Origin of the sequence: Daejeonella sp. (genome assembly GCF_030695525.1) — a bacterium.
Taxonomy (GTDB): domain Bacteria; phylum Bacteroidota; class Bacteroidia; order Sphingobacteriales; family Sphingobacteriaceae; genus Daejeonella.
The window spans coordinates 28,523-52,762 of record NZ_JAUYSS010000037.1 but is presented as its reverse complement, the minus strand read 5'-3'; the positions used below and the strand labels follow the sequence as shown (position 1 = coordinate 52,762).

21 protein-coding genes are annotated in these 24,240 nt (G+C 38.6%); 12 read left to right on the top strand and 9 right to left on the bottom strand.

The features are described 5' to 3' along the window. Positions 1-50: 50 nt before the first annotated feature. The 5 genes from Q8S11_RS08405 to Q8S11_RS08385 form a co-directional block, all read right to left on the bottom strand. A complete protein-coding gene (locus tag Q8S11_RS08405; RefSeq protein ID WP_305661641.1) occupies positions 51-698 on the bottom strand; it encodes a DUF47 domain-containing protein in 648 nt (215 codons plus the stop codon). A 70-nt stretch (positions 699-768) separates the two neighbouring features. After that, entirely contained in the window at positions 769-1,794 is a 1,026-nt protein-coding gene (locus Q8S11_RS08400) for a cell wall metabolism sensor histidine kinase WalK (RefSeq protein ID WP_305661640.1), read from the bottom strand. An 8-nt stretch (positions 1,795-1,802) separates the two neighbouring features. Beyond that, positions 1,803-2,924 carry an NAD(P)/FAD-dependent oxidoreductase gene (locus tag Q8S11_RS08395; RefSeq protein WP_305661639.1) on the bottom strand — a complete coding sequence of 374 codons (1,122 nt, stop codon included), beginning with the start codon at positions 2,922-2,924 and terminating at the stop codon, positions 1,803-1,805. Between the two features lie 14 nt (positions 2,925-2,938). Beyond that, positions 2,939-3,661: a methyltransferase domain-containing protein gene (locus Q8S11_RS08390; protein WP_305661638.1), complete on the bottom strand. Its 723-nt coding sequence runs from the start codon at positions 3,659-3,661 to the stop codon at positions 2,939-2,941. Next, entirely contained in the window at positions 3,654-4,775 is a 1,122-nt protein-coding gene (locus Q8S11_RS08385) for a type III polyketide synthase (RefSeq protein WP_305661637.1), read from the bottom strand. The genes Q8S11_RS08390 and Q8S11_RS08385 overlap by 8 nt, the downstream gene beginning before the upstream one ends. Before the next feature lie 323 nt (positions 4,776-5,098). Here Q8S11_RS08385 and Q8S11_RS08380 point away from each other — a divergent pair, with 323 nt between their 5' ends. After that, complete coding sequence (locus tag Q8S11_RS08380) at positions 5,099-5,983, top strand: UbiA family prenyltransferase (protein ID WP_305661636.1); 885 nt, start codon at positions 5,099-5,101, stop codon at positions 5,981-5,983. Between the two features lie 247 nt (positions 5,984-6,230). On the opposite strand, the gene Q8S11_RS08375 is transcribed toward Q8S11_RS08380, so the two are convergent. Beyond that, complete coding sequence (locus tag Q8S11_RS08375) at positions 6,231-6,908, bottom strand: HD domain-containing protein (protein ID WP_305661635.1); 678 nt, start codon at positions 6,906-6,908, stop codon at positions 6,231-6,233. After that, positions 6,871-8,046, bottom strand: coding sequence for a class I SAM-dependent RNA methyltransferase (locus Q8S11_RS08370; RefSeq protein WP_305661634.1), 1,176 nt, complete (start codon positions 8,044-8,046; stop codon positions 6,871-6,873). The genes Q8S11_RS08375 and Q8S11_RS08370 overlap by 38 nt, the downstream gene beginning before the upstream one ends. A 139-nt stretch (positions 8,047-8,185) precedes the next feature. On the opposite strand from Q8S11_RS08370, the gene Q8S11_RS08365 reads away from it, so the two are divergent. Then, entirely contained in the window at positions 8,186-8,554 is a 369-nt protein-coding gene (locus tag Q8S11_RS08365; protein ID WP_305661633.1) for a DUF3127 domain-containing protein, read from the top strand. Between the two features lie 77 nt (positions 8,555-8,631). Here the strand turns inward: Q8S11_RS08365 and Q8S11_RS08360 are convergent, their stop codons facing one another. Next, positions 8,632-9,645, bottom strand: a complete 1,014-nt coding sequence (locus tag Q8S11_RS08360) for a hypothetical protein (RefSeq protein WP_305661632.1) — start codon at positions 9,643-9,645, stop codon at positions 8,632-8,634. A 252-nt stretch (positions 9,646-9,897) separates the two neighbouring features. Here Q8S11_RS08360 and Q8S11_RS08355 point away from each other — a divergent pair, with 252 nt between their 5' ends. From Q8S11_RS08355 to Q8S11_RS08345, 3 genes are all read left to right on the top strand, one after another. Further along, on the top strand, positions 9,898-11,721 hold the full coding sequence (locus tag Q8S11_RS08355) for a sensor histidine kinase KdpD (RefSeq protein ID WP_305661631.1): 1,824 nt from the start codon (positions 9,898-9,900) through the stop codon (positions 11,719-11,721). 51 nt (positions 11,722-11,772) lie between these two features. After that, positions 11,773-12,468, top strand: coding sequence for a response regulator transcription factor (locus Q8S11_RS08350; protein WP_305661630.1), 696 nt, complete (start codon positions 11,773-11,775; stop codon positions 12,466-12,468). 244 nt (positions 12,469-12,712) lie between these two features. Continuing rightward, complete coding sequence (locus Q8S11_RS08345) at positions 12,713-14,563, top strand: DUF4153 domain-containing protein (protein ID WP_305661629.1); 1,851 nt, start codon at positions 12,713-12,715, stop codon at positions 14,561-14,563. Between the two features lie 236 nt (positions 14,564-14,799). Here the strand turns inward: Q8S11_RS08345 and Q8S11_RS08340 are convergent, their stop codons facing one another. Further along, positions 14,800-16,341 carry an aldehyde dehydrogenase family protein gene (locus tag Q8S11_RS08340; RefSeq protein WP_305661628.1) on the bottom strand — a complete coding sequence of 514 codons (1,542 nt, stop codon included), beginning with the start codon at positions 16,339-16,341 and terminating at the stop codon, positions 14,800-14,802. 244 nt (positions 16,342-16,585) lie between these two features. Here Q8S11_RS08340 and Q8S11_RS08335 point away from each other — a divergent pair, with 244 nt between their 5' ends. From Q8S11_RS08335 to Q8S11_RS08305, 7 genes are all read left to right on the top strand, one after another. Then, the gene (locus Q8S11_RS08335) at positions 16,586-17,989 is read left to right on the top strand and encodes a lipopolysaccharide assembly protein LapB (RefSeq protein ID WP_305661627.1); all 1,404 of its coding nucleotides are present in this window, start codon (positions 16,586-16,588) and stop codon (positions 17,987-17,989) included. 124 nt (positions 17,990-18,113) lie between these two features. Then, positions 18,114-18,884 (top strand): phosphosulfolactate synthase, encoded by a 771-nt coding sequence (locus Q8S11_RS08330; RefSeq protein ID WP_305661626.1) that lies wholly within the window; start codon positions 18,114-18,116, stop codon positions 18,882-18,884. A gap of 48 nt (positions 18,885-18,932) precedes the next feature. Next, positions 18,933-19,712: a shikimate dehydrogenase gene (locus Q8S11_RS08325; protein ID WP_305661625.1), complete on the top strand. Its 780-nt coding sequence runs from the start codon at positions 18,933-18,935 to the stop codon at positions 19,710-19,712. After that, positions 19,700-20,293: a gliding motility lipoprotein GldD gene (gldD, locus tag Q8S11_RS08320; RefSeq protein WP_305661624.1), complete on the top strand. Its 594-nt coding sequence runs from the start codon at positions 19,700-19,702 to the stop codon at positions 20,291-20,293. The genes Q8S11_RS08325 and gldD overlap by 13 nt, the downstream gene beginning before the upstream one ends. A gap of 647 nt (positions 20,294-20,940) precedes the next feature. Continuing rightward, the gene (locus Q8S11_RS08315; RefSeq protein WP_305661623.1) at positions 20,941-22,242 is read left to right on the top strand and encodes a M20/M25/M40 family metallo-hydrolase; all 1,302 of its coding nucleotides are present in this window, start codon (positions 20,941-20,943) and stop codon (positions 22,240-22,242) included. A 54-nt stretch (positions 22,243-22,296) separates the two neighbouring features. Next, a complete protein-coding gene (locus Q8S11_RS08310; protein WP_305661622.1) occupies positions 22,297-22,935 on the top strand; it encodes an MBL fold metallo-hydrolase in 639 nt (212 codons plus the stop codon). A gap of 17 nt (positions 22,936-22,952) precedes the next feature. Continuing rightward, positions 22,953-24,182, top strand: coding sequence for an ABC transporter permease (locus tag Q8S11_RS08305; protein WP_305661621.1), 1,230 nt, complete (start codon positions 22,953-22,955; stop codon positions 24,180-24,182). Positions 24,183-24,240: the final 58 nt, after the last annotated feature.

Sequence of the window (24,240 nt, the reverse complement as noted above, 5' to 3'; positions counted from 1 at the left end):
ATTAACAGTGTAAAACCCATATAACTGGTGTAATATCTTTAATGATGTAATTAAGCGTTTTTCACCAGGATAGATTCCAGCACGTTCGCTGCATCCTCACACATATCAGTAGCGGTCTCGAGCGCTGAAAGTACTTCCTTGTATTTGATCAGGTTTACCGCATCTTTCTCATTATCGAAAAGTTCACCGACTGCTTTGTCAAAAATATAATCAGCTTGATTTTCAATGCTGTTTATACGCACACAGCAATCTGCAATTAAACGGATATTTTTCAAATCCCTTAATTCGTGAATGGCCTTATGAAGATCCTGGCATGCTTGTAAGATCAAATTTGCAAGTTCTTTAATCGGGGGGGTTATTACAATGACATTATACAAATCCATACGGCTTGCAGAGCCATGAATATAATCGGCAATATCATCAATCGCACTTGCCAGTCTGTGAATATCTTCCCGGTCGAAGGGAGTAATGAAATTCTTACTTAGTTCCAGATGTATCTGATGAGTGATCTCATCTCCCGTATGCTCAAGATCTTCAATGTCTTTGAATAATTTCTTGCGAAGGGTAAGATCTTCAGTGTTAACTGCCTCAACAAGCTTTTCACCTAATTGGATTAAGTTTGCACTATCCTTTTCGAAAAGAGGAAAAAATTTCTTGTCTTTAGGAATGAAGTACTGGAAAATACTGTTCAGTGACATCGTATTGGATTTTAAGATGCTGCAAATTTACAAACCCAATGTTAAGTTAATGTTAACAAAACAATCCGATTTATTTATCCCGCTGGAGTGTGAATCCAAATGTTGAACCTATATTTTCCGTACTTCTTACGGTTATGGTTTGCTGGTGGGCTTCAATAATATGTTTCACAATGGCTAGCCCTAAACCTGAGCCTCCAATTTGTCTGGAACGGCTTTTATCGGTACGGTAGAATCGTTCAAAAAGTCTGGGAAGATATTTTTCTTCAATTCCGATACCATCATCAGTGATTTCGACCAAAATCTGATCATGAAGTTCAAAGGTTTTGATGGAGGTATTTCCACCACTTTTGCCATATTTAAAGGAATTATCGAGCAGGTTTACCAAAACCTGTCTGATCTTCTCCTGGTCGGCATATACCCAGGTCGGGCTATGATACTTGTCTTTAAAGTGGAGAGTGATATTATATTTTTTCGCTTTTAATTCAAGGGATTCAACTACTTCATGTATTAGTTCCGTCAAGTTAAAGCGGGCAAAATTAACAGCTATTTCCCCGCTTTCCAGTTTTGAAATAGCATCAAGATCTTTAATAAAAAATGTGAGGCGGTCGACATTTCTGGAAGCTTTTTCAAGAAATTGCCTTGATATTTCAGGATCATCAATATCTCCTTCCTGCAGAGCTTCAATATAGCCCTGTATTGCAAAAAGAGGAGTTTTTAACTCATGTGAAATATTTGATAAGAATTCCCTTCTGAATTTTTCCTGATCTTTTAACCGATCAATCTCCGATTTTTTATCTCTTGCCCACTCCTTAACTTCGAGTTCAACATCATTAATCGGATCAGCACTCACGTATTCACCCAAAGCATCTTTCAAATCCTTGCCCAGTTTCAGGTTGTGAATCAGTTTATAAATCAGTTTAATCTTACTGTAAACAAATCTTTCGATCAGATAATAGAAGACCAGATAGCTGGTTATAAGGGAAACTGAAAAAGTAATTAAGAAATCGACGAGATTTTGCTGAAAGTAGAAGTTGATTATCGAAAGGGATAAAGCAACCGCCAGGGCATTGATAAAAACGAGTACCCACAATTTCATAGTGCAAGTTAGTATTTTAACGTTTCGCCATGTGTTTTTTTAACCAAAAATTGTGTTATGTCTGGAAATTTGTTGAGTATGTTTAAGGTCATGTCAGAAATAAATGTGTTACCAAATAACTGCTGAATCAAACGGCCACTTTTAAGTCTGATGCTAAATTGTTTTCCCCATTCAAACTTATAATTATTTTCTAGTGCAATTCTGTTCAAGGCTGCTCCTTTTTTTGCATAGCGCAGGATACTATCTGCAAGTATTTTTCCCGAATGAATGGCAATTGCCATTCCATTTCCACATAGCGGAGTAATCATTCCGGCCGAATCACCACAAAATAGCAAATGATTTTCTATCAGGGTTTTCTTTTCAAAGGAAATTTCATTAATTACTTCAGGCTTATCGAATAAAAATTCTGAGTTTTTAAACAGGCTACGTAAATATGGGTTTCTGTACAGAACCTCTTCCTCCATTTCAGGTATGCCTGAATATCTTTTAAGGTTTGCGGTTTCTGAGAGGTAGCACAAGCAGAATTTATCATCCTCTATCTTATTTAAACCGCAATAACCACCCTGAAAATTATCAAGGCGGATCTGGTTCCCGGGATGTTCAGTCTTTATATGATATTTTACACCAAGGTAAGGACTCCGTCTGTAAAAAAAACTACGATTTAGTTTTTGGTCAAGATTAGATCTTTTACCATAGGCTGCAATGGCAATAGCCGACTCATACACCCTATTTCCGGGAGTTGTGATTGTGAATTTATCGTCCTTAAAAGATATATTATCAACGCGTTCGAAAACAAATTCCACACCAAGTCTTTTTGCTTGTTCGTACATTAATTGGTCTAGTTTATAACGGCTTAAGCCAAATCCACCCATTGGAAGTTCTGCCTGTAAAATTTTACCGGAAACCGAAGTGATTGCCAAATGGTTTATCCTTGAGTAGCCGGATTTGGAAATCCCGATATTCAATGATTCCAAAAATGGCAGGACTTCATTTGAAATATATTCTCCACAAACTCTGTGTAATGGATATTTTTTCTTTTCGAATACGTTTACCTGATATCCATTCTGTTGAAGAAGAATTGCACTGGTCAATCCTGCGAGTCCGCCTCCAATTATCAGTATATCACTCATATTCAGTTTTCAAATCAGATACTTACTATCTCCCTGTTTGTTGATGTCTCAATGCATACCTGCCATCTGAATGCCCACATCCATTTGATCGAGAATGTTTTAATTCCTGCTTTTTTTAAGAGATGCTCCAGCTCTATCAGTCTGAAACTGCGAAGTACAGAAAGCTTTGAATCATGCTTAACCATTTCAGATTTCGAAAAAACAGAGGTTAATATACCGATGGAATGGTAGGCAAACCAATGGCGGTGCAAATCATTGATCACGACCTGTTTTCTGGCACAATCCGCCATTTTTTGAATCAGCCGAATCCAATTTTCATCGGTAAAATGATGTGTAAACAGACTCGAAATTACAATGTCAAATTGATTATTAACGAGCTCTTCACTCATTACATCAGTAAGAATATACGAGATCTCCGGAAAATTCCCGGATCTTTTCCTCGCATATTCGATGGCAGATTCATTAGCATCAACTCCAACCAAATGAATTTTAAGATTTCGTCTGCGAGCCCATTTTGCAATAACCCTTAATGAATCCCCGCCACCACAACCCCAATCACTGATGATCATTCCATCTTTTAGCCCAATCTTTTCGAAGGCATCAAAAAACACATTGTACCCGCCGAGTAACTTGTTTACTACTTCGAGCTCATCCATGATCGGGTCGATAATCTCATGTCCCAATGAGAAATCGTCCATCATTTCTTCTTCTAAACTTCGGCGACTAAAGTCAGGCATTTCCGTTTCTTTTTAAGATCATCGATTCAACAGTTAAGCCGGGTCCGAAAGCAAAGCCAAGAATATTTTCACCATCGATTCCCTCAGGGTCATCCATCAGTTTTTTGAGAACATATAATATTGTGGCAGAAGACATATTTCCATAATCCCGTAATGTATCATAGGCAAAGCGATTTGCAATGGATGAAAAACCAAGTGCATTCTCAGCAGCCTCCAGGATTTTTCTTCCTCCGGGATGCACTGCAAAACGACCAATATCTTTGAAATTCAGACCTGCTTTATTAAGAAGTTTATTGGAAATGGATTGAACATGTTTTGTTATAAGTTTAGATACCTTCGAGGTTAGCTTCATTTCAAATCCGGCATCCCCTACATACCAGCCCATTTCATTTTTGGCCTCATTTAAAAATTCAGAATAAAAAGTATCAAGTGTCAAATATTTTTTTTCAGACTTTGAGTTTTTGCTGTTTTCTACAATAACTGCGGCGGCACCATCCGAAAAAAGCGAATTGGCAACCCAGTTATCCAGGGTGTTTTCCTTTTGGAAGTGAAGCGTGCAGAGTTCTACTGAAACGATCAGAACTTTTGCAGATGGATCTGCGCGGCAGATATAATCAGCAACTTTAAGGGCATTTAAGCTGCCGTAACAGCCCATGAAATTAATACAGGTTCTTTCTATATTTCGGTTTAATCCTAATATCTCAACCAGTTCGATATCTATTCCGGGAGCGTGCATACCTGTACAGCTAACAGTTATCAAGTGAGTGATCGAAGCACTAAGAATCTCAGCATGATTAGATATACAATCATTAACAGCTTCTGATGCGAGATCTGCTGCAGTATCCTGATATAGGCTTAATCGTTCGCGGGTACCGGGAAAAGGCTCAAAGTCAGCAGTCTTCCCGAAGAATGTATTATTATTACTTTCCTTTTCTCCGAAATCCGGAATCACCGAGTAGCGATGTTCAATTCCTGAATGGTCATAAATACGTTTTAGCCGCGAAGCATTGGTATCGCTCAGATTGAATGCCTTGATCATGAACTGATAAATATCATTCTGAGGGATACGGTATTTGGGGTTGGCGGTACCAATCGCGCTAATGCAACTGCTCATATGAGTAAATTACTAAATATTTATGTTTTTGGTTTTAATATCAATATATAAGCCAGAAATGATTCTATATTTCTGATTGAAACCATTTGTTACTTTAAGGACTGATTTCAGTATAAAATGTTAATTTAAGGTGAAATTGACATAATATTTAAAAACCGCATAGGAACATAGCATTTTATAGCTGCCAAGCTTCAATTTAGACACAGATAGCTTTGAAGCTTCGCTTCAATCTATGTTTCCTTTAAAGCATAATTTAAGTCAATCTATGTGGTTAAATATTAATCTTTAGATATTTATATATTGGACTCCTATTAAATTAGTAAATGAATCTTTTAAAAAGCTTCTTCCCGAGTGTATCCACTTTATTGCATTTACGCATATTGTTTTCAGTCTTTCTGCTGCCTGTGTTTCTTTTTGCGCTTTCTCAGGTACCCGAAATCAATACAGTGAATGCAATTTTAACATTTGTGATTTGGCATCTGTTTGTTTATCCTGCCAGCAATGGGTACAATAGTTATTTCGATAAAGACGAAGGAAGTATTGCGCTCATAGAAAATCCTCCGCCTGTTGACAGAAATCTGTACTTTTTTTCACTCTTGCTTGATATAATTGCCTTATTATTAGCAATTTATGTTGGATGGATCTTGTTTTTTGCCGTCCTTATTTACGGGCTGTTTTCTAAAATGTATAGTCATCCTTCAATCAGATTAAAGAAATATCCGATTATTAGTTTCCTGATTGTATTTATATTTCAGGGAGCCTTTGTTTATTGGAGTACCTATGCTTCTATTTCAGGCATTGATACACTATTTGGATGGAATTTGAATTTTACAATCGCCGGAATCATTTGTTCCTGTCTGATTGGGGCAACTTATCCGCTTACTCAGGTATATCAGCATGAGGAGGATTCGAAAAGGGGAGATAAGACGCTGAGTCTTATGTTAGGCATCAGGGGTTCTTTTTATTTTTCAGCCTGCCTTTTCCTGCTTTCCGGAATTCTCCTTTTTATTTATTGGGATAGATTGGAATTAATTATGAATTTCTGGTTGTTTTTGATTGCCTCTGCCCCGGTATTTGTATTATTTCTTAGTTGGTTTGCCAAAGTTTACCGGGATCCGGTGAATGCAAATTTTAAGAACATGTCGAGAATGACCCTCTTAAGTGGTATAATGATGTTAATTTATTTTGGTCTGTTGAATATTATTTAACGTGAGCCCAACATAATATTTAAAAACCGCATAGAAACATAGCATTTTATAGCTACCAACCTTCATTTTAGACACAGATAGCCTTGAAGCTTCACTTCAATATATGTGATTTAGAATCTATGTTTCCTTTAAAGCATAATACAAGTCAATCTATGTGGTTAGATATAAATATCGAACTCATGTTGTTTAGAAATTGAAAAGGAGCCAGAAAATTTAGACTTAAGTATATATCCCTATTCCCCATTCCCTATTTCCCCTCCCATTCCCTAAAAAATTGCTCCAGATACTGTTCCATAAATAAATGCCTTTCCGCTGCGATCTTCCTTCCGGTTTCAGTATTCATTTTATCTTTTAGCAGAAGCAACTTTTCGTAAAAATGATTTATAGTTGGAGCGGAGGAATTTTTATATTCTTCCTTGCTCATATTAAGTGCCGGAGGTATCTCAGGGTTGAATAATTCACGGTTTTTGAAGCCTCCGTAAGTGAATGCCCTGGCAATTCCAATTGCTCCAATTGCATCAAGACGGTCGGCATCCTGAACAATTTTGAGCTCTTTTGAGTGGAATTCAACTTTTCCCAAACTTGCTTTAAATGACATATTACGGATGATTTGCTGAACATGCAGGATCAAATCTTCAGGCAGTTCCTGTGAAGAAAGAAAATCTCCTGCTTTTTTCGGGCCAATTTCCTCGTCGCCATCATGAAATTTGCTGTCGGCAATATCATGTAATAATGAAGCAAGTTCAACGATGAGTTGCTCAGCTGGTTCTGTTTTTATAATATGTAGGGCATTATTCCATACCCGTTGAATATGCCACCAATCATGCCCGCTTTCGGCGCCCTCTAAAGTATGCTTAACAAACTTTACTGTTTCAGCGATGAGCTGATCATGATTCAGGTTTGGGTTCTCTTTTGCTGCCTTCATATAATTCGTACTCCAATAGCCTGCAATCTAGTTTACCATTGTAAAATTCGATTCTCCTCGAAGCCCGCAGGCCTATTTTTTTTGCAAGATCAGGGTTTCCGGTGAAAATATATCCTCTGTAGCCCTTACACTTCTGCTTCATAAAATCACCGATGCGTTTGTAGGTAGCTTCGAGTTTAGTATGAATTCCAAGACGCTCACCATATTCGGGGTTAAAAATAACTATCCCTGCAGCTTCGGGTACTTCAGTATCTTCAAAATCGCAGACTGAGAAATCAATCAGATGATCAACACCTGCAGTTTTTGCATTTTTTATTGAAATATCAATTGCATCCTCAGAATGATCAGTTGCTACAATTCTGAAATCAATCTCTTTTTTTGCCTTCTCTTTTAACTTTCGTCTTTCTTCGAAGAAAACTTGCTCATCGTAACCAATGATATGCATGAAACCATAGTTCATTCGAAACATTCCTGGCGTTTTATCAGTTGCAAGCAAGGCTGCTTCAATTGCCAGAGTTCCTGATCCACACATTGGTACAACAAAGGGACTTTTTCTGTCCCATCCTGTGGCCATGATGGTTCCGGCAGCTAGCGCTTCCAGCATTGGCGCCTTACCCGGGATTTTGCGGTACCCATGTTTGGCCAGGGTTTCACCAGAGGTATCAATAAATATTTCAGCGTCATTTTCCTTCCAGTAGAGGTGAATAACTGCCTTGTTCGTTTCCGGTCCGGTATTTGGCCTGATCTCTTTTTTCTCTTTAATACGATCTACAATTGCATCTTTCACTTTCAGATTTGCGAAAAGCGGAGTGGTGATCGTTTCATTATCGACAGTTGAACTTACTGAGAAATAGCCGGTAAAGTCAATCAGCTCTTCCCATGATATTTCCAGTAATTCCTTATAAAGTCTTGCCGGATTCTCGGCAGTGAATGCTTTAATAGAGTATAAAACCTGACTCGCGCAACGTAAATTCAAATTCAGAGGGATACAATCATTGATAGTTCCTTCCAGTTCCAAACCAGTACTGAATACTCTCTTTATCTCATAACCCAATGCTTCTACCTCCTGCTTAAGATAAGGAGCAAGGCGATTGTTACAGGTTATAATGATTTTGCTTTTTGTGTGGAAAACTTGCATAATAAATTGCGAAGTTAACAATTAAAAACTGCCTTAATTTTATACTTTTACAAATCGTATCTGCCGGCAGGTTTTTGCTAAATGAGCCGGTTAATTTTATTGGATACTAAACCAGAAAACATCATTAATTTTTTTTAACATGGACATAAAAGGCAAAGTACACGAAATCTCACCGGTAATTACCGTGAGCGAGAAGTTCAAAAAACGTGAGCTTATAATTGAATACGCAGAAAATCCAACTTATCCCGAATTTGTGAAGTTTGAGGCAGTTCAGGATAAAGTAAATCTGTTCGATAATATAAATGTTGGTGATCAGGTCGAATTGTTTTTTAACCTTCGCGGGCGTGCATGGAAAGATCCTAAGACAGATAAAACCTCATACTTTAATACCCTGGTTGTATGGAGAATTAATCCTTTGAGTTCTGCAGGCTCAGCTCAGGCAGCTCCTGAATATGCTGCTCCGGTTGACATCAGTTCAGCTCCCGATGATGATGATCTTCCATTCTGATCTTAAGTCTGAAATAAATTAAAATCATAAGCCCCGTCCGGTAATCCGGAACGGGGCTTTTTGATCTCAACAAATTATTATTCTTTAAGCAATCGTTTTATAAACCAAACTTTATTTTGCTCTATACTAATATAGTATACTCCATTTTCTGCTAAGGGTATCTGCTTCATGTAAGATCCATTAAAATTTCTAAGCTCCTCTGTATACAACTGTTTCAGATCACTGTTCATCACCTTTACCCTAATCGGGCCAATGCTCTCTAAATTGAAAGAGATCCCGATTTTACCGTTTGAAAAATTCGGAAAAATTGTTAGATCCTTGACATCCAATAGATTATCGACATTTTCAATACCTGTAATCGTTTTCACCTGACTTTTTTCTGCATCGCTGAGGCGGATACTCATTCTGCTGGTGATTCCATTTTTGTCTGTTGAATTAAAATTAAAAGAAGAGGAATTATTTCTGTTCCTCATCCCCGGGAATTCACTTCTTTCAAATTCAAAGGCCATCGGTGCATCAGGGCGCATTGGCATTCGGGGTGCCCCTGGCGCCCTTGGGACCATATCCCTGTGCATGGTGATAATGCGTTTTCTGAGGTTACTATCCAAACCATCAATTTGGAACCTGAATTCTTTCATAATGGTATCAGTATTAAAATCAAACATCATGCTGTCTCCTTTAAACTTAAAAACATGCAATCCTCCGGGCATTTTATCTTTGAGGTTAAACTCAAATTCAGCCATATCACTATCATCCCAATGTAAGACATGCGGGGCATCCCCTTTTCGGCTAATGATAATATCCTTTTCAATTCCGGATTTGGGTTTAATAATTACCCGTTTTTCATTTCGACCATCCGGTCCTTTAATGCGACTTTCCAAATTTCTGAACTCCTGCCTTAAACGAATTCGTTCTTTCTGATCTGCCTCGCTGAATTTTTTACCATTGATAATGGTGTCTCCATTTTTTATAATAATGCTTTGACTGATTCTTTTTTCTTCCTGTGCCTTCACGGAAGTGCCTGAACTTACCACGATGAGGGTAATAAAACCCATCAGCATAAGGTGTGGATTGAGTATAAACCTTTTCATATATGCTTAGTTTTAATTTTTTTTAAAATGACTTTTAATAAGCCAACTGGTATATAGGATGGAATTATTATCTTAATAACAAGGATTAATACAAAACCAAATCACCCTCTTGGTGAACCAAATGTAAAAGGCTGCTTGATTGGATTTTGTTAATGCTTTGTTAAAATATGTTAAAACTATATTGACATAGAGAGTGTTGCGTATTTTTGTTTCGGGATGAAGCGTAAAAGCATAAGTTTAATTATTGTTTTAATGGCAACTGCCTTGCTGGGGGTAATGGGAATGCAATGGTATTTTTTCAGGCAATCTTACCAGCTTCAATCGCGCTTGTTTGACCAGTCGGTGCACGAAGCCTTGAATAATGTAGTTGAAAGGCTTGCAAAAAAAGATGCAAATAATTTTCTTGAAAAAAAGGCGGAGTTTATCAACCTTCCTGAACCGGCGATTATCAAAAGTGCTCCTGTTTTTGCACCTGATCCTGAAAAACCTGTCTGGACCAAACGTAGAAAGCCAAGAATGTCAGATGAAACCTACATGTTGGTTCAACAAAGAAAAGCTGATAGTATATTCATGATCCGGGATAGCCTGCTTAGAGCAAGATATCCAAATGTGGTTTCATTTAATGATGCGGTTACAGCTTCTGAACTGAAAGATCTTGAATATAACCTGCGGGTGGATGTCTTTCAGGTCGAGGATGCATTTGGTCAGATACATGAGCAAACGAGAAGAACTATTTCAAGAGCATCAAAAGGTCATCCACAAATCAATGCTGCAATAATCGGATCCGCCCCGGGCCAATTACCTGATTCCGTGACTCAATATATTGTGTTTGACCCTGTTGAAGGTGCATTTCTTAGAACAATTCCAAGACCAAGGTTAAGGAACCTAAAGCGCCCGCCTGAGGCGCAGGATGCTGAACAATATACCAGAGTACAAAAGGTGAAACAGTATTTTGCCGAAGGGAAGGAAAACAAAGAGGATGTATTTAAGGACCTTTATCAGGAATACAGGGAAGTTGATGTTCCATTGAATAAACGCGTTCACCCCCTAACTCTAGACTCCATGCTCAGGGCTGAACTACGTAATCTCTCGATTTTGAGTGATTATGAATACAAAGTGACTTCTGCAAAAAGGGACTCTCTAATCTTTACCCGAGCTTCTAATCAAACGAAATTCCTGCCTTATAATAGTTACGAAACTCCGCTCTTTCCTAAAGATATGATCAGAGATGCTGGAATGCTGACCATTACCTTTCCCGATAAAAACTCTATCATTCTTTCTAATATGACCGCCATGATGGGTTTGTCGGGGGGCTTATTGCTGGTATTGATCTTCAGCTTCGGATATACCATTCATTCTATCCTGATGCAAAAAAAGATATCAGAAATGAAGACTGATTTTATCAATAATATGACCCATGAGTTTAAAACTCCGGTTGCTACCATTATGATCGCAAGTGAGGCTCTGAAAGATCCGGAACTAACTACTGATAAGAGCCGTATTGAACGTCTGGCCAATATTATTTACGATGAAAATGTTCGACTTGGTAGCCATATTGAACGGGTACTTAATATCGCAAAAATTGAAAAAGGTGATCTGAAACTTGAACACCGGGATGTGGATATGAATGATCTTCTTTCAGCGATTGTAGACAGCATGTCCCTGCAACTTCAAAAGCGGAATGCCAGCATTGAGCTCGATCTAAAGGCAAAATATTCTATAGTTACCGGAGATGAACTACACCTTTCGAATGTGATTTTTAACCTGCTTGATAATGCAAATAAATATAGTCCCGAGGATCCTCAGATAAAGATCAGTACGTTCATCTCCGGGAAAAATCTCATAATACAGGTTGCAGATAAAGGGATTGGTATGAGCAAGGATCAGTTGTCAAAGATTTTTGATCAGTTCTACCGAATTCCTACAGGGAATCTGCATGATGTAAAAGGTTTTGGTTTAGGTTTAAGCTATGTTAATAATATTGTTAAACGTCTTAGCGGAACAATACGGGTGAAGAGTGAAAAAGATCTTGGATCAGAATTTGAGATAAGTCTTCCTTTGAAACCTGTGGCTTAATTGAGTACAGGTTGAATTAAAAAATATTTTTCCTTTTTCGGGATTCTTGATATGAAAAAAATATTACTAGCTGAAGACGACCCAAATCTGGGGATGCTTTTACAGGATTATTTGCAATTAAAGGGAAAATTTGAAGTTGTTCTATGCCAGGATGGTGAGGAAGCTCTGAAGACTTTTAACAAGGACCATTTTGACATGTGTATTTTCGATGTGATGATGCCCAAGAAGGATGGTTTTACACTGGGTAAAGAAATTCGACGCTTAAACCCACATATTCCGATAATTTTTGCAACAGCGAAGACCATGATCGAGGATAAAGCTGAGGCATATAATTTAGGCGGGGATGATTATATCACCAAACCATTTCGTATAGAAGAATTGCTTTTAAGAATCAATGCTTTGTTTAAACGGGTATCTGACCCCGAAAAGTCTGAAGCTTCAGATCAGCAATCAAAGTTTGACATTGGTAATTATAAATTTGATTACACCGCACAACTGATCACAAATGCTGATTCCCAGCAGAAGTTATCAACCAAGGAAGCAGAATTGCTCAGGCTTTTATGTCTCAAAAAAAATGAGGTTCTAACCCGCGAAGAAGCATTGATTTCAATCTGGCACGATGATAACTACTTCAATGGCCGGAGTATGGATGTTTTCCTTAGTAAGCTACGTAAATACCTGAAAGAAGATCCCAAGGTGGAGATTATCAATGTGCATGGCAAGGGATATAAGTTATTGGTTAGCTGATTATTAAGTGACAATAATTTAACGTGATCTCGACTAATATTTTAAAAACCGCATAGAAACATAGCATTTTATAGCTTCTAACCTGAATTTTAGGCACAGATAGCCTTGAAGCTTCGCTTCAATCTATGTTCCCTATAAAGCATAATAAAAGTCAATCTATGTGGTTAAATATTAATCTTTAGCTAGTTTAATATCGAACTCTCGTTAATTTAAGCTTTTAGTATCTTTAGGTAAATTACTATTCATGAAATTTCCTTCCCTGCAGACTTTTCTCAATTCCATAAGGAGTGTTTTGTACCGCTTCCCGCTTGAAATGGGATTTGCTCTGCTGGGAACTGTGGCGGCAACTGTTTTCATAGAAATTAGTGACCTTAATCTGGCGGCAGAAAGCCTAGCCATGAGGCTTATCCTCCTGGCTAATCTGGGTCTTGTTTTATCCCTTTCACTTAGTCTTTTTTTAGAAAACAATTCTTATTCAGTCCTGAAAAAAAACTTGTTTAGGGCTTTGGTCATAATAATTGTTGTGGCTTTATTTTTTTTGATCGACCCATTGAAGCGCGAAACGGATTATTTCAGATTTATTTTACTGGCTCTGGCCTTTCATCTTTTAGTTTCATTTGCTGCTTATTTTGGGAAGGGTCATATCAATGCGTTCTGGCAATTCAACAAGACCATTTTCCTTCGCTTTTTAATCGGCGGGCTGTATAGTGCAGCTTTGTTTCTTGGTCTTGCCGCTGCCATTGGATCTATGAATTTCCTGTTTAATTTTAAGTTTGAGTGGGATACCTTTGCGATACTTTGGGTTTGGATAGCAGGGATCTTTCAAACCGTGTTCTTCCTTTCGGGAGTGCCTGCGAATTTAAATGAACTTGAGGAGTATAAAACCTATCCCGGCGGACTAAAAATATTCACCCAGTTTGTTCTTATTCCACTGGCTACCGTATACGCAATTATACTTCTAGCCTATGAAGCTAAGATCCTGATTGAATGGGAACTCCCTAAAGGTCTGGTTTCTAATTTAATACTCGGCTATGCAGTTTTTGGGATTTTATCTCTGCTTCTCATTTATCCTGTTAGAAATCAGGAAGAAAATAAATGGTTGAATACATTCAGCCGCAGTTTTTATTATGTGCTCATTCCATTGATACTCCTGCTGATATGGGCAGTAATGGCAAGAGTAATAGACTATGGAATTACTGAGGAACGTTATTTTCTGATCATTCTGGCGGCCTGGTTGTCTTTCATTAACGCCTATTTCCTGCTTTCAAAAAAGCAGAATATTATGATTATACCGTTCAGTTTATGTCTGGTAACGATTTTTTCTGCTTATGGTCCGCAAGGGGCATTTTCTATATCAAGAAGATCCCAGATCAATGAACTGAAACAATTGTTCGAAAAATATGCGTCACTGGAGGGTGATAAGATCAGTGCATTGAAGCATAAGCCCGCGAAAGATGATATGAGCCGGATGATTAATATTGTAGATTACCTTGTGAATATGCACGGCCTGGAAAGTTTCAGCCCAATTCTAAAGCGGGATCCGGGACTGGTAGAGGATTCATTGTTTTCTGTTAACGCGAAGAAAAAATATGACTCCCGTACCAGTAAATGGGAGATAAAAAGCAGGCAGAAACTTTGGCTTTACACCTATTTAAACCTTCAGCCGGATGAGACAAACGGTTCTAAACTGAATCTGGGAATGAATCTGGTTGAAGCCTTTAATATGGACCTTCTCCCATTGAATGGAGCAGATTATATGCTCCCGCTGAGTATTTCAACTGATACTTTGTCAAACATCATAAATGCCAGAAAATTGCTGATCAGCCGTTTAGTAAATCAGAATAAATTGAAAGTAATTTATGGGTCTGAAGAAAAATTTATAATCCTGGATACCTTAATCAATCAATTAGACGTGGAATTGAAGAAGCAGAAATTAGCTGATAAACAAGCCTTACAGGTCTCCAGACAACTGCTTTCACAGAACCTTGAATTTGATGGTCTGAGCCTTCAAATATTATTCAATCGAATAAACTTTAATGACAATAAAGATTTGCTTTCTGCAGATGCTTATGTTCTAATAAAGCTAAAAAATTGATCAGTATAACCCCTTGAGTGCAATTAATTGACTGTATAAATAATCTAATAAACCACATAGAAACATAGTAAAAGGTTTTAATAGCCGAATGCCTTGGTACATATAGCTATGATTTCTCTAAAGAATTGAAACGTCTTTCAATTGAATAAAAACTATGTTTCTATGTGGTTAAAAAAAATTCAATTATACCTAAATAGTTAGGATAATATTTAATTAAAGCCCCTGAGCCTTTTTCTTTATAGATCAAACTTAATCCCTTGCGCAAGCGGTAGTTTATCCGAATAATTAATTGTGTTAGTCTGGCGACGCATATAAGCCTTCCATGCATCTGATCCCGATTCCCTGCCACCTCCGGTTTCTTTTTCGCCACCAAAAGCCCCTCCGATTTCTGCACCTGAAGTACCGATATTCACATTGGCTATACCGCAATCTGATCCTGCACTGGAAAGAAACTGCTCCGCTTCACGCAGGTTTAAGGTCATAATGGCTGATGAAAGCCCCTGCGGAACCGCATTTTGCATAGCGATTGCATCATCAAGGGTTTTATATTTCATGAGGTATAGAATTGGGGCAAAGGTTTCATGCTGGACGATCTCAAATTCATTTTTTGCCTCTGCAATACATGGTTTAACATAGCATCCTGATTCATAACCCTCTCCTTCAAGTACACCACCTTCTACTACAAAATTGCCACCTTCAGCCTTACATTTTTCAATAGAGCTCAGGTAGGCCTTAACAGCGTCTATATCAATCAGCGGACCTACATGCATATTTTCATCAAGCGGATTACCTATTTTCAATTGCCTGTATGCATTCACCAGCTTATCCCTGAAGGTATCATATACACTTTCGTGAATAATCAGTCTGCGTGTGGAAGTACAGCGTTGTCCGGCAGTACCAACTGCCCCGAAAACGGCACCTACCAGCGACATTTCAAGATCTGCATCTTTAGAAATGATGATGGCATTATTTCCTCCAAGTTCCAGTAAACTCCGGCCCAGTCGTGCCCCAACTGCTGCCCCGACTGCCTTTCCCATACGGGTTGAACCGGTTGCTGAGACCAGGCCAATGCGTTTATCATGACTCAGTAGTTCTCCAATGCTGCGGTCTCCAAGCAACAGGCATGATACCCCTTCCGGAACATCATTTGCCTCAAATACTTTTTGTAAGATGCGCTGGCATGCAATAGCTGTCAGCGGGGTTTTTTCTGAAGGTTTCCAGATACATACATCGCCACAGACGAGAGCAATTGCCATATTCCATGCCCAAACAGCAACAGGAAAATTGAAGGCTGAAATAATTCCAACGATACCTAGCGGGTGCCATTGCTCATACATCCGGTGGGCCGGTCTTTCTGAGTGCATGGTCAGTCCGTATAACTGACGCGATAATCCTACGCTAAAATCGCAGATATCGATCATTTCCTGTACTTCACCATAACCCTCCTGCAAACTTTTGCCCATTTCATAACTTACAAGCTTACCCAGATCAGTCTTGTGCTGCCGTAGTGCATCCCCCAATTGCCTGATCACTTCACCCCGTTTGGGAGCAGGCCAGGTACGCCATGCCCTGAATGCATCCTCAGCTTTCAGAACCGTGTTTTCATAATCCGCACTATTTGCGAACCTTACCGATGCAATCCCTTTTCCATCCACTGGCGAGAAAATAACCTGCACATTTTGCTGATCATTGCTATTCCAGGCTTTTCCTGTACTGCTTGCTTCATTGACTGACTGGATTCCAAGGGCTTGTAGAACCGGTAAAATATCTATTTGCATAAAATTTCGTATTTTTGTTAAAGTTAAGCAATTCTCCCAAGGGCATTGGAATGCTTTATTATAAATCATAATCCAACAAAACAGCCCTTTTTATTTATTTATTTTCAGCTGATTAGGATAAGTTTGTCAGGATGTTGAAAAATAAAAGCAAAACAAATAGCGATTTGCCTTAATTTAAAATAAATATGGCCGATACGCTATACAGAATTGGCCGGGAGAACGTTCTTAATCGTATTATTTTAGGATGGAAGAAGATTTTGAGTTTGGTTTTTCCGAAGATCCCAGATTTTCGGTAGAAAGATATGAAGAGATGATCCGTAATCAGGATCAGTATTTTTTTGATGCTCAGGCATTTGAAAATATAATTGAATACTATATTGAGAAAAACGATCCGATTAAAGCATTACAGGTTACTGAGTATGCCATTAATCAGCATCCGTTCGCAGCAGTATTTTCAATTAAGCAGGCCCAGCTTTATGTGGCAACCAATCAGTTTGATCTTGCATTTGAATCACTGGGCAGAGCCGAAACTCTGGAGCCTTCAGAAGCGGATATTTATACCATCAGGGGCAATGTTTATGAGGGTATGGAGCGTCATCAGGATGCATTGGATAATTATGAAAAGGCATTGACCCTTGCTGAAAGTACGGATGAAATCCTGCTTCATATAGCCTATGTCTACCAAAGTATGGGCGATTATGAAAATTCTGTTGGTTATCTTAAGCAATGCCTGCAGCAGAATATGGAGAATCAGGATGCTCTTTATGAACTCGCTTTCTGCTATGATGTTTTAGATAAGCAGGAAGAAAGCATTAAGTTTTATGAGCAGTACATAGACAATGAGCCTTATTCTTATGCAGCCTGGTATAATTTGGGTAACGCATTTAATAAGATGGATTTGTTTGAAAAGTCAATTGATGCTTATGATTACGCCATTTTGATCAAGGATAATTTTGCTTCTGCCTATTTCAATAAGGGCAATGCACTGGTTCATCTCGACCGCTATGCTGATGCTATTGAGGTATATAAGCAAACATTTGAATACGAACCGCCAAGTGGTGATACTTATTGTGCCATTGGCGAATGTTATGAGAAACTCGAGCGCATGGACGAGGCGCGATCATATTATAAAAAATCAGTGAAATTAGATCCCTCACAATCTGATGCCTGGTTTGGTATCGGGGTAACGCTTGATTTTGAGGAAAGGTATTTTGAATCGCTCTATTTTTATAAGAAAGCACTGGATCTGGACGATAAAAATGCAGATTACTGGTTCGCAATTGCGGATGCCCAGTATAAACTCAAGCAGTTACCTGAATCGGAAAAGGCCTATGAAAAGGTGCTGGAATTAAATCCGGTGGATATTGAGGCCTGGTTGGATTATTCATCCATTTTATTTGAGCAGGATAAGCTGGATTCGGCAATCGAAATCATTTCCGATGGAATTAAAAACAACCCCGACTCAGCAGAACTATATTACAGAATGGTGGCTTATCTGTTTGCGGCTCATCAGTTCAGTGAAGCGCTTATCTACCTCGAGACAGCATTGAACTCTGATCCGGAAAAACACCATATATTATTTGAATACCTGCCTCAACTACATGAAAATAAGGTAATTGTTGATATTATTAACCGTTATACCCGTTAAATAAGCGAATAAAATATTAGCCTTTAGGTTTTGATTTTTTTTTGGAGATTTGCATCTGAGTGAATAGCCTGAATTTAAAAATGGATTACATTGAAAGGCATTCAAAAATCAATTATAATAACAGATGAATTATACTCTAAAGAATATCCCTGAGCGTACACAAAAACCGCGTCAGAATGGCCTGACTATGGTTATGGATAAGGGACTAAGTGTACGTCAGATAGAAGATTTCCTGGAAGTTGCAGGACCACATACTGATATAGTAAAATTAGGCTGGGCCACATCTTATGTAACACCCAATCTCGAAAATAAATTACAAATTTACAGAGATGCTAATATCCCGGTTTACTTTGGCGGGACTCTCTTTGAGGCATTTATAATAAGAAATCAATTTGATGATTATCGCCGGATACTTGATAAATACGATATGAAGTTTGCGGAAGTTTCTGATGGATCAATTACCATAGATCACGAAGAAAAATGTGAGTATATCAGAAAGCTTAGTGAACAAGTTACTGTTATCTCTGAAGTTGGCTCAAAGGATGCAGCAAAAATCTTTGCCCCTTATAAGTGGATCAGCCTGATGAAAGCCGAGATTGAGGCTGGAGCATGGAAGGTGATTGCTGAGGCACGGGAAAGTGGAAATGTTGGTTTGTATCGTGATTCAGGGGAAGTAAGACAGGGTCTTGTAGATGAAATTTTAACTCAGATTCCTGCTGAAACAATCATCTGGGAAGCACCACAAAAGGCTCAACAGGTTTGGTTCATAAAATTGATTGGAACCAATATCAATCTTGGGAATATTGCACCTGCTGATGTTATTCCGGTCGAAACATTACGTTTGGGATTGAGAAGTGATACTTTCGATCATTTTCTGAATATGGAAACAAAATAGGCTGAGGTATTTTTTTACCTCATAAAGCCAGCTATCAATTTTTTTAGTATGAAAAAATACGGCCTGATAGGTTATCCGCTGACACATTCTTTCTCAAAAAAATATTTTACCGAAAAATTTTTGAATGAAGGGCTTGATAACCATCAGTATGAATTATACCCACTTCCAAATCTAAGCGATCTTCCTGATCTGATTAAAAGCATTCCTGACTTGTGCGGACTAAATGTGACAGTGCCTCATAAGATCGGAGTTATGTATTATCTGGATAAGATAGACCCGGCTGCAAAAGAGATTGATGCAGTAAACTGTATAAAAATTGTAAATCATCAGCCTGTGGAAGCATTTTTCAGCGGAGAGCTTTCTTCATTGAATGTCAGGCTGGAGGGCTATAATACCGATGCCTATGCTTTTGAAGAATCTTTGAAGCCCCTGATAAAAAAGCATCATCAAAAGGCTTTGGTACTTGGAACCGGGGGTGCCTCGAGGGCCGTTGGCTATGTTCTTGGTAAATTAGGAATCTCTTATCGATTTGTTTCAAGAAGAAACATTCGCAAGCAGTTAAGTTATAAAAAATTGACTGCAGATATTCTGAATGAGTATTTATTGATCATCAATACAACTCCTCTTGGTACCGCTCCAAATATTAAGGAATGTCCGGATATTCCTTATGAATTACTGGGCAATAAACACCTTTTATATGACCTGGTGTATAATCCTGCAGAAACGGAGTTTCTTAAACGGGGGAAAGCGAAAGGCGCTGCCATTAAGAATGGGATGGAAATGCTGCATTTGCAGGCAGAAAAATCCTGGGAAATATGGAATCGCTGATGAAAGCAGGCTTTCCATATCATTTACTTTTGTGCGCTTTCCTTTTTATTTCTTGTGGCACCGAATACTCTCCAAAACCACGGGGCTATTTCAGAATTGAATTCCCTGAAAATAAATACCAGACTTACACAGGCGACTGCCCCTATACCTTTGATTTTCCGGAATATGCACAAGTCCAGCAGGATAGTAGCAGGAATTCTCAACCATGCTGGCTGAATATTAATTATCCGCAATTCAATGGTCGAATCCATTTAAGTTATCAGCCAATCTCCTCTGCAGCAGAGTTAAATCAGCTTACTGAAGATGCAAGGACATTTGCATTTAAACATACTGTTAAGGCTACCGCAATAGATGAGGGAATAATCTCCTATCCCAAAGAAAAGGTTTATGGGATTTATTATTCCATTGATGGAAATACGGCATCTTCTGTTCAATTTTTTCTGACAGACAGTACTAAAAACTATCTTAGGGGAGCCCTTTATTTTAATGAACAACCAAGGCTCGATTCAATACAGCCGGTTTTGGATTTTGTTAAAAAGGATATAGACCAGATGATCAAAACCTTTAAATGGAAAAACTGAACAGCTATTTTTTTAGAAAATAAGTTAACCTGAGATCAATATAAAATCTTGCATGACTACTTAGGTTGATTATTTTCTTTTGTTTTAGAAAGCAAGGTCTGTGATTCTTCGGTTCCAGCAGTCCCGTGTTCTGCCGTAGTTTTTGCCTATAAATTCCTTTATAATATAAAAATCTGCCCGGCAAAAATCTACAGCTGCCACCCGGGTTTATTTCAAATGGCAAATGGTCCTTTTGCCGGGCTGTCCTTCCCGATGAAATACAGCTCCGGGTAAAATAAACCTTGCCGAAGGAGGTATCTTCCGGCTATTCGTAATTTGAAATAGAACGTGATTTCTTGCCGGAAATACTCCGGAGGAAAGGGCTAAACCAGCCTAAAACCCACAAGCATTGGTTTCCAAAAATCAATTGTAAAGTCTTCAGATTCTCATCAGACCAATTATAACCGTATTTTTTACCCTTATTATATCGACTCAGGTTAAGATTTTTTTAGCAATGCCAATATCGCCTTTCAACACTTTACCCTGTAATCTACTACTATTATAGCATCATTATTATTGTTTCCGTACAAAATACATCCAAAGGATGTGAAAGATTCAATCCAACAATTATCTTAGCTGTTTGGCTTTTACCAACAAATTGAAAATCCATGAAAGCGTTTTATCTGTTTCTCCTGCTAATCATCGCACAAAGTGCCTCAGCTCAGCTAAACTCTGAGGAAAAGAAGATAATTGATTATCTAAAAGCCCATTATGGTGAAGCTGAAGAATTACTGATTGAATCAGTCAATATCAATAGCGGAACACTGAATGTGGAAGGAGTAAGAAAAGTTGGTGCGGTTTACCGCCGGGAGTTTGATAAGCTTGGCTTCACTACAGAATGGGTTGATTTGCCCGATTCATTACGTCGTGCCGGTCATCTGGTAGCCAGCCGTAAGGGCAATCAGGGTAAACGTCTTTTTCTGATCGGTCATCTGGATACCGTATTTGAGTTGGATATGGAATTCAGTCCCTACCAGAAACTGAACGATTCTACTGCAACCGGTCAGGGAGTGAATGATATGAAAGGTGGTAACGTAGTCATGATATCTGCTCTGAAAGCATTACATGAACTTGGCCTTTTAAAAAACACCCAGATTATTGCTTATTTCACCGGAGATGAGGAAAGCTCGGGTTCTCCGCATGAGGTGGCAAGAAAAGATTTCATTGAGCGTGCAAAAACAACAGATATTGCTTTGGGCTTCGAAGGTGCACAGGGATTAAATACTGTTGCAGTAGCCAGAAGAGGTATAGGTGGCTGGACATTGAATGTGACAGCAAAAACGGGTCATTCAGCAGGTATATTCAGTGAAAATGCAGGTTATGGAGCTATTTATGAGGCTGCACGCATCATTAATGAGTTCAGAATTCAGTTGAAGGATGAGAAATATCTGACTTTCAATCCTGGTTTGATCAGTGGTGGTTCAGAGATTCGACTCGATCCTGCAAATGCAAGAATGGAAGCTATTGGTAAAACCAATATTATCCCTCCGGCAGCTTTTGTAGCGGGGGATCTTCGTTTTATTTCAGAAGCTCAGCGGGATAATGCCAGAGAAAGGATGAGGACCATTGTTTCTCAAAATCTTAATGGAACTTCTGCCAGCATTTCATTTACTGATGGATTACCTGCAATGGAGCCTACTGAAGGAAACTATAATCTTGTTAAATATCTCGACCGTATTACTCAGGATATGGGTATTGGCGCTACAAATGCGGGAGATCCAGGCGCACGCGGAGCGGGTGATATTTCAGATATTGCGAAATATGTAGACAGCCTTGATGGAATGGGGGCTTCCGGAAGCGGTGCCCATAAACCGGGTGAATTAATCAATCTGAAAGAGTTCCCTTTACTTATACAGCGGGCAGCACTGATGATTTATAGATTAAGCCGTCAAAACCCGACACTCAATTAATCCATAAGCGCTACTTTCAGCATTAAACGGAAGGAATTTGGTACTTTTGTAATTATGATCCAGATTAAATCCTTTGCCTTTAACCCTTACCAGGAAAATACATATATCCTTCATGATGATACACTGGAATGTGTAATCATTGATCCAGGTATGTATAGTGGTGAAGAACAGAATGCATTTCTGAAGTACATCGCTGAAAATAACCTGAAACCGGTTTTATTGCTGAATACCCATTGCCATATCGATCATGTCCTCGGGAATAAGTTCATTTATGATACTTATGGCTTGTTTCCCCAATTTCACAAGGGAGAGGAAATGGTACTAAATTCAATAGTTTCCTATGCTCCCCAAATGGGAATCCGTTATGAAGTTTCCCCTTTACCCCAGGTCTATCTGTCTGAAAGCGGAATAGTAAAATTTGGGGAATCTGAGCTGGAACTGATTTTTTCACCCGGTCATTCACCAGCTCATCTCTGTTTTTTTAACAAGGAAGAAAATTTTTTAATTGGCGGTGATGTTTTGTTCTACCGCAGTATTGGGCGTACGGATCTGCCCGGTGGCAATTATGACCAATTGATCAGGAATATACGTGAAAAATTGTTCATCCTGCCAGATGAAACCAGGGTTTATCCCGGGCATGGACCTGCCACAAGTATAGGTTTTGAAAAGCAATTCAATCCTTTTTTAAGCTGACCTGAATAATAAAGAGGGTGAACACATCTTACTATATCGCCAAAAGGTATTTGTTCTCGAAGAAATCTGTTAATGCCATTAACTTCATTTCGGGAATCTCAATGCTTGGGGTATTTGTCGGAAGTGCAGCATTGATTATCATTCTTTCGGTTTTCAATGGTTTTGAAAATATTGTACTCTCCATGTACAATACCTTTAGCCCTGAACTTAGAATAGAGCCTGCCGAAGGAAAAACTTTTGACCCATCATACAGCCAGCTTATAAATCTGAAAAATGACAAAAGGGTCCTTAACTATACAGAAGTTTTGGAAGAAAAGGCATTAGTCAGGTATGGGGATAGTCAGTCGATTGCACTCATAAAAGGAGTTAGCGAAGGCTTTTTGAAAAACAGAACCGGCCTCGATTCGGTTATTTCCAGCGGTAGTTTTACACTCCATCATTTGGGAAAGGACATGGCGGTAATCGGTTCAGGTATTCAAAATTCTTTATCGGTAAATCTCAATAACGAGTTTCAAACACTGGATATTTATTCCCCTAAAAAAGGCGCTTCAAATTCCATCAATCCGGCTGATGAATTTAATGTTCGTTCTATTTATCCTGCAGGGGTTTTTACAGTACAGCAGGAGTTCGATAACATGGTGATAGTTCCGATTCAGTTTGCCCGTACCCTGCTTTCTGAGGATAAATTGATCTCTTTTATTGAGATCAACACGGTACCCGGTACAGCTATTGACGAACTTCATGAAGAAATAAATAACCTGCTGGGAGAGAAATTCATTGTCAAGGACCGCAGTCAGCAGAATGAATTGTTGTATAAGATCCTGAATTCAGAAAAATGGGCAATTTTTTTGATACTCACCTTTGTGCTGATCATTGCGATCTTTAATATTATCGGCTCCTTAACCATGCTTGTAATTGATAAGCGTAAGGACATAGCCATCCTGAGCAGCCTTGGGGCAAACAGGCAATTGATCAGGGGGATCTTTTTTATTGAAGGTATGATGATCTCTATGCTGGGTTGTTTTATTGGTATGGCTGCCGGACTGGCCTTCATTCTTTTACAACAAAAGTTCGGATTCATTGCAATGTCAGGAGCTAACCTGATTATTGATCATTATCCTGTAGGGATTAAATTAACAGACTTTATTCTTGTCTTTTGTACGGTATTGACTGTTTCAGTAATTGCTTCGGGGATTTCTTCACGTTTAAGTGTAAAAAATACGGTTGATCTGAGGGAGGATCTATAAATATTTGTATTCCTCTGGTATGTATTCCTTTGGTAAGTGTGCCAGGAGTCTGAAGACT

Coding starts and splice junctions, on each gene's coding strand:
- Q8S11_RS08405 (WP_305661641.1), bottom strand. CDS start 698: ATGTCACTGAACAGTATTTTCCAGTACTTCATTCCTAAAGACAAGAAA.
- Q8S11_RS08400 (WP_305661640.1), bottom strand. CDS start 1,794: ATGAAATTGTGGGTACTCGTTTTTATCAATGCCCTGGCGGTTGCTTTA.
- Q8S11_RS08395 (WP_305661639.1), bottom strand. CDS start 2,924: ATGAGTGATATACTGATAATTGGAGGCGGACTCGCAGGATTGACCAGT.
- Q8S11_RS08390 (WP_305661638.1), bottom strand. CDS start 3,661: ATGCCTGACTTTAGTCGCCGAAGTTTAGAAGAAGAAATGATGGACGAT.
- Q8S11_RS08385 (WP_305661637.1), bottom strand. CDS start 4,775: ATGAGCAGTTGCATTAGCGCGATTGGTACCGCCAACCCCAAATACCGT.
- Q8S11_RS08380 (WP_305661636.1), top strand. CDS start 5,099: ATGAATCTTTTAAAAAGCTTCTTCCCGAGTGTATCCACTTTATTGCAT.
- Q8S11_RS08375 (WP_305661635.1), bottom strand. CDS start 6,908: ATGAAGGCAGCAAAAGAGAACCCAAACCTGAATCATGATCAGCTCATC.
- Q8S11_RS08370 (WP_305661634.1), bottom strand. CDS start 8,046: ATGCAAGTTTTCCACACAAAAAGCAAAATCATTATAACCTGTAACAAT.
- Q8S11_RS08365 (WP_305661633.1), top strand. CDS start 8,186: ATGGACATAAAAGGCAAAGTACACGAAATCTCACCGGTAATTACCGTG.
- Q8S11_RS08360 (WP_305661632.1), bottom strand. CDS start 9,645: ATGAAAAGGTTTATACTCAATCCACACCTTATGCTGATGGGTTTTATT.
- Q8S11_RS08355 (WP_305661631.1), top strand. CDS start 9,898: ATGGCAACTGCCTTGCTGGGGGTAATGGGAATGCAATGGTATTTTTTC.
- Q8S11_RS08350 (WP_305661630.1), top strand. CDS start 11,773: ATGAAAAAAATATTACTAGCTGAAGACGACCCAAATCTGGGGATGCTT.
- Q8S11_RS08345 (WP_305661629.1), top strand. CDS start 12,713: ATGAAATTTCCTTCCCTGCAGACTTTTCTCAATTCCATAAGGAGTGTT.
- Q8S11_RS08340 (WP_305661628.1), bottom strand. CDS start 16,341: ATGCAAATAGATATTTTACCGGTTCTACAAGCCCTTGGAATCCAGTCA.
- Q8S11_RS08335 (WP_305661627.1), top strand. CDS start 16,586: ATGGAAGAAGATTTTGAGTTTGGTTTTTCCGAAGATCCCAGATTTTCG.
- Q8S11_RS08330 (WP_305661626.1), top strand. CDS start 18,114: ATGAATTATACTCTAAAGAATATCCCTGAGCGTACACAAAAACCGCGT.
- Q8S11_RS08325 (WP_305661625.1), top strand. CDS start 18,933: ATGAAAAAATACGGCCTGATAGGTTATCCGCTGACACATTCTTTCTCA.
- gldD (WP_305661624.1), top strand. CDS start 19,700: ATGGAATCGCTGATGAAAGCAGGCTTTCCATATCATTTACTTTTGTGC.
- Q8S11_RS08315 (WP_305661623.1), top strand. CDS start 20,941: ATGAAAGCGTTTTATCTGTTTCTCCTGCTAATCATCGCACAAAGTGCC.
- Q8S11_RS08310 (WP_305661622.1), top strand. CDS start 22,297: ATGATCCAGATTAAATCCTTTGCCTTTAACCCTTACCAGGAAAATACA.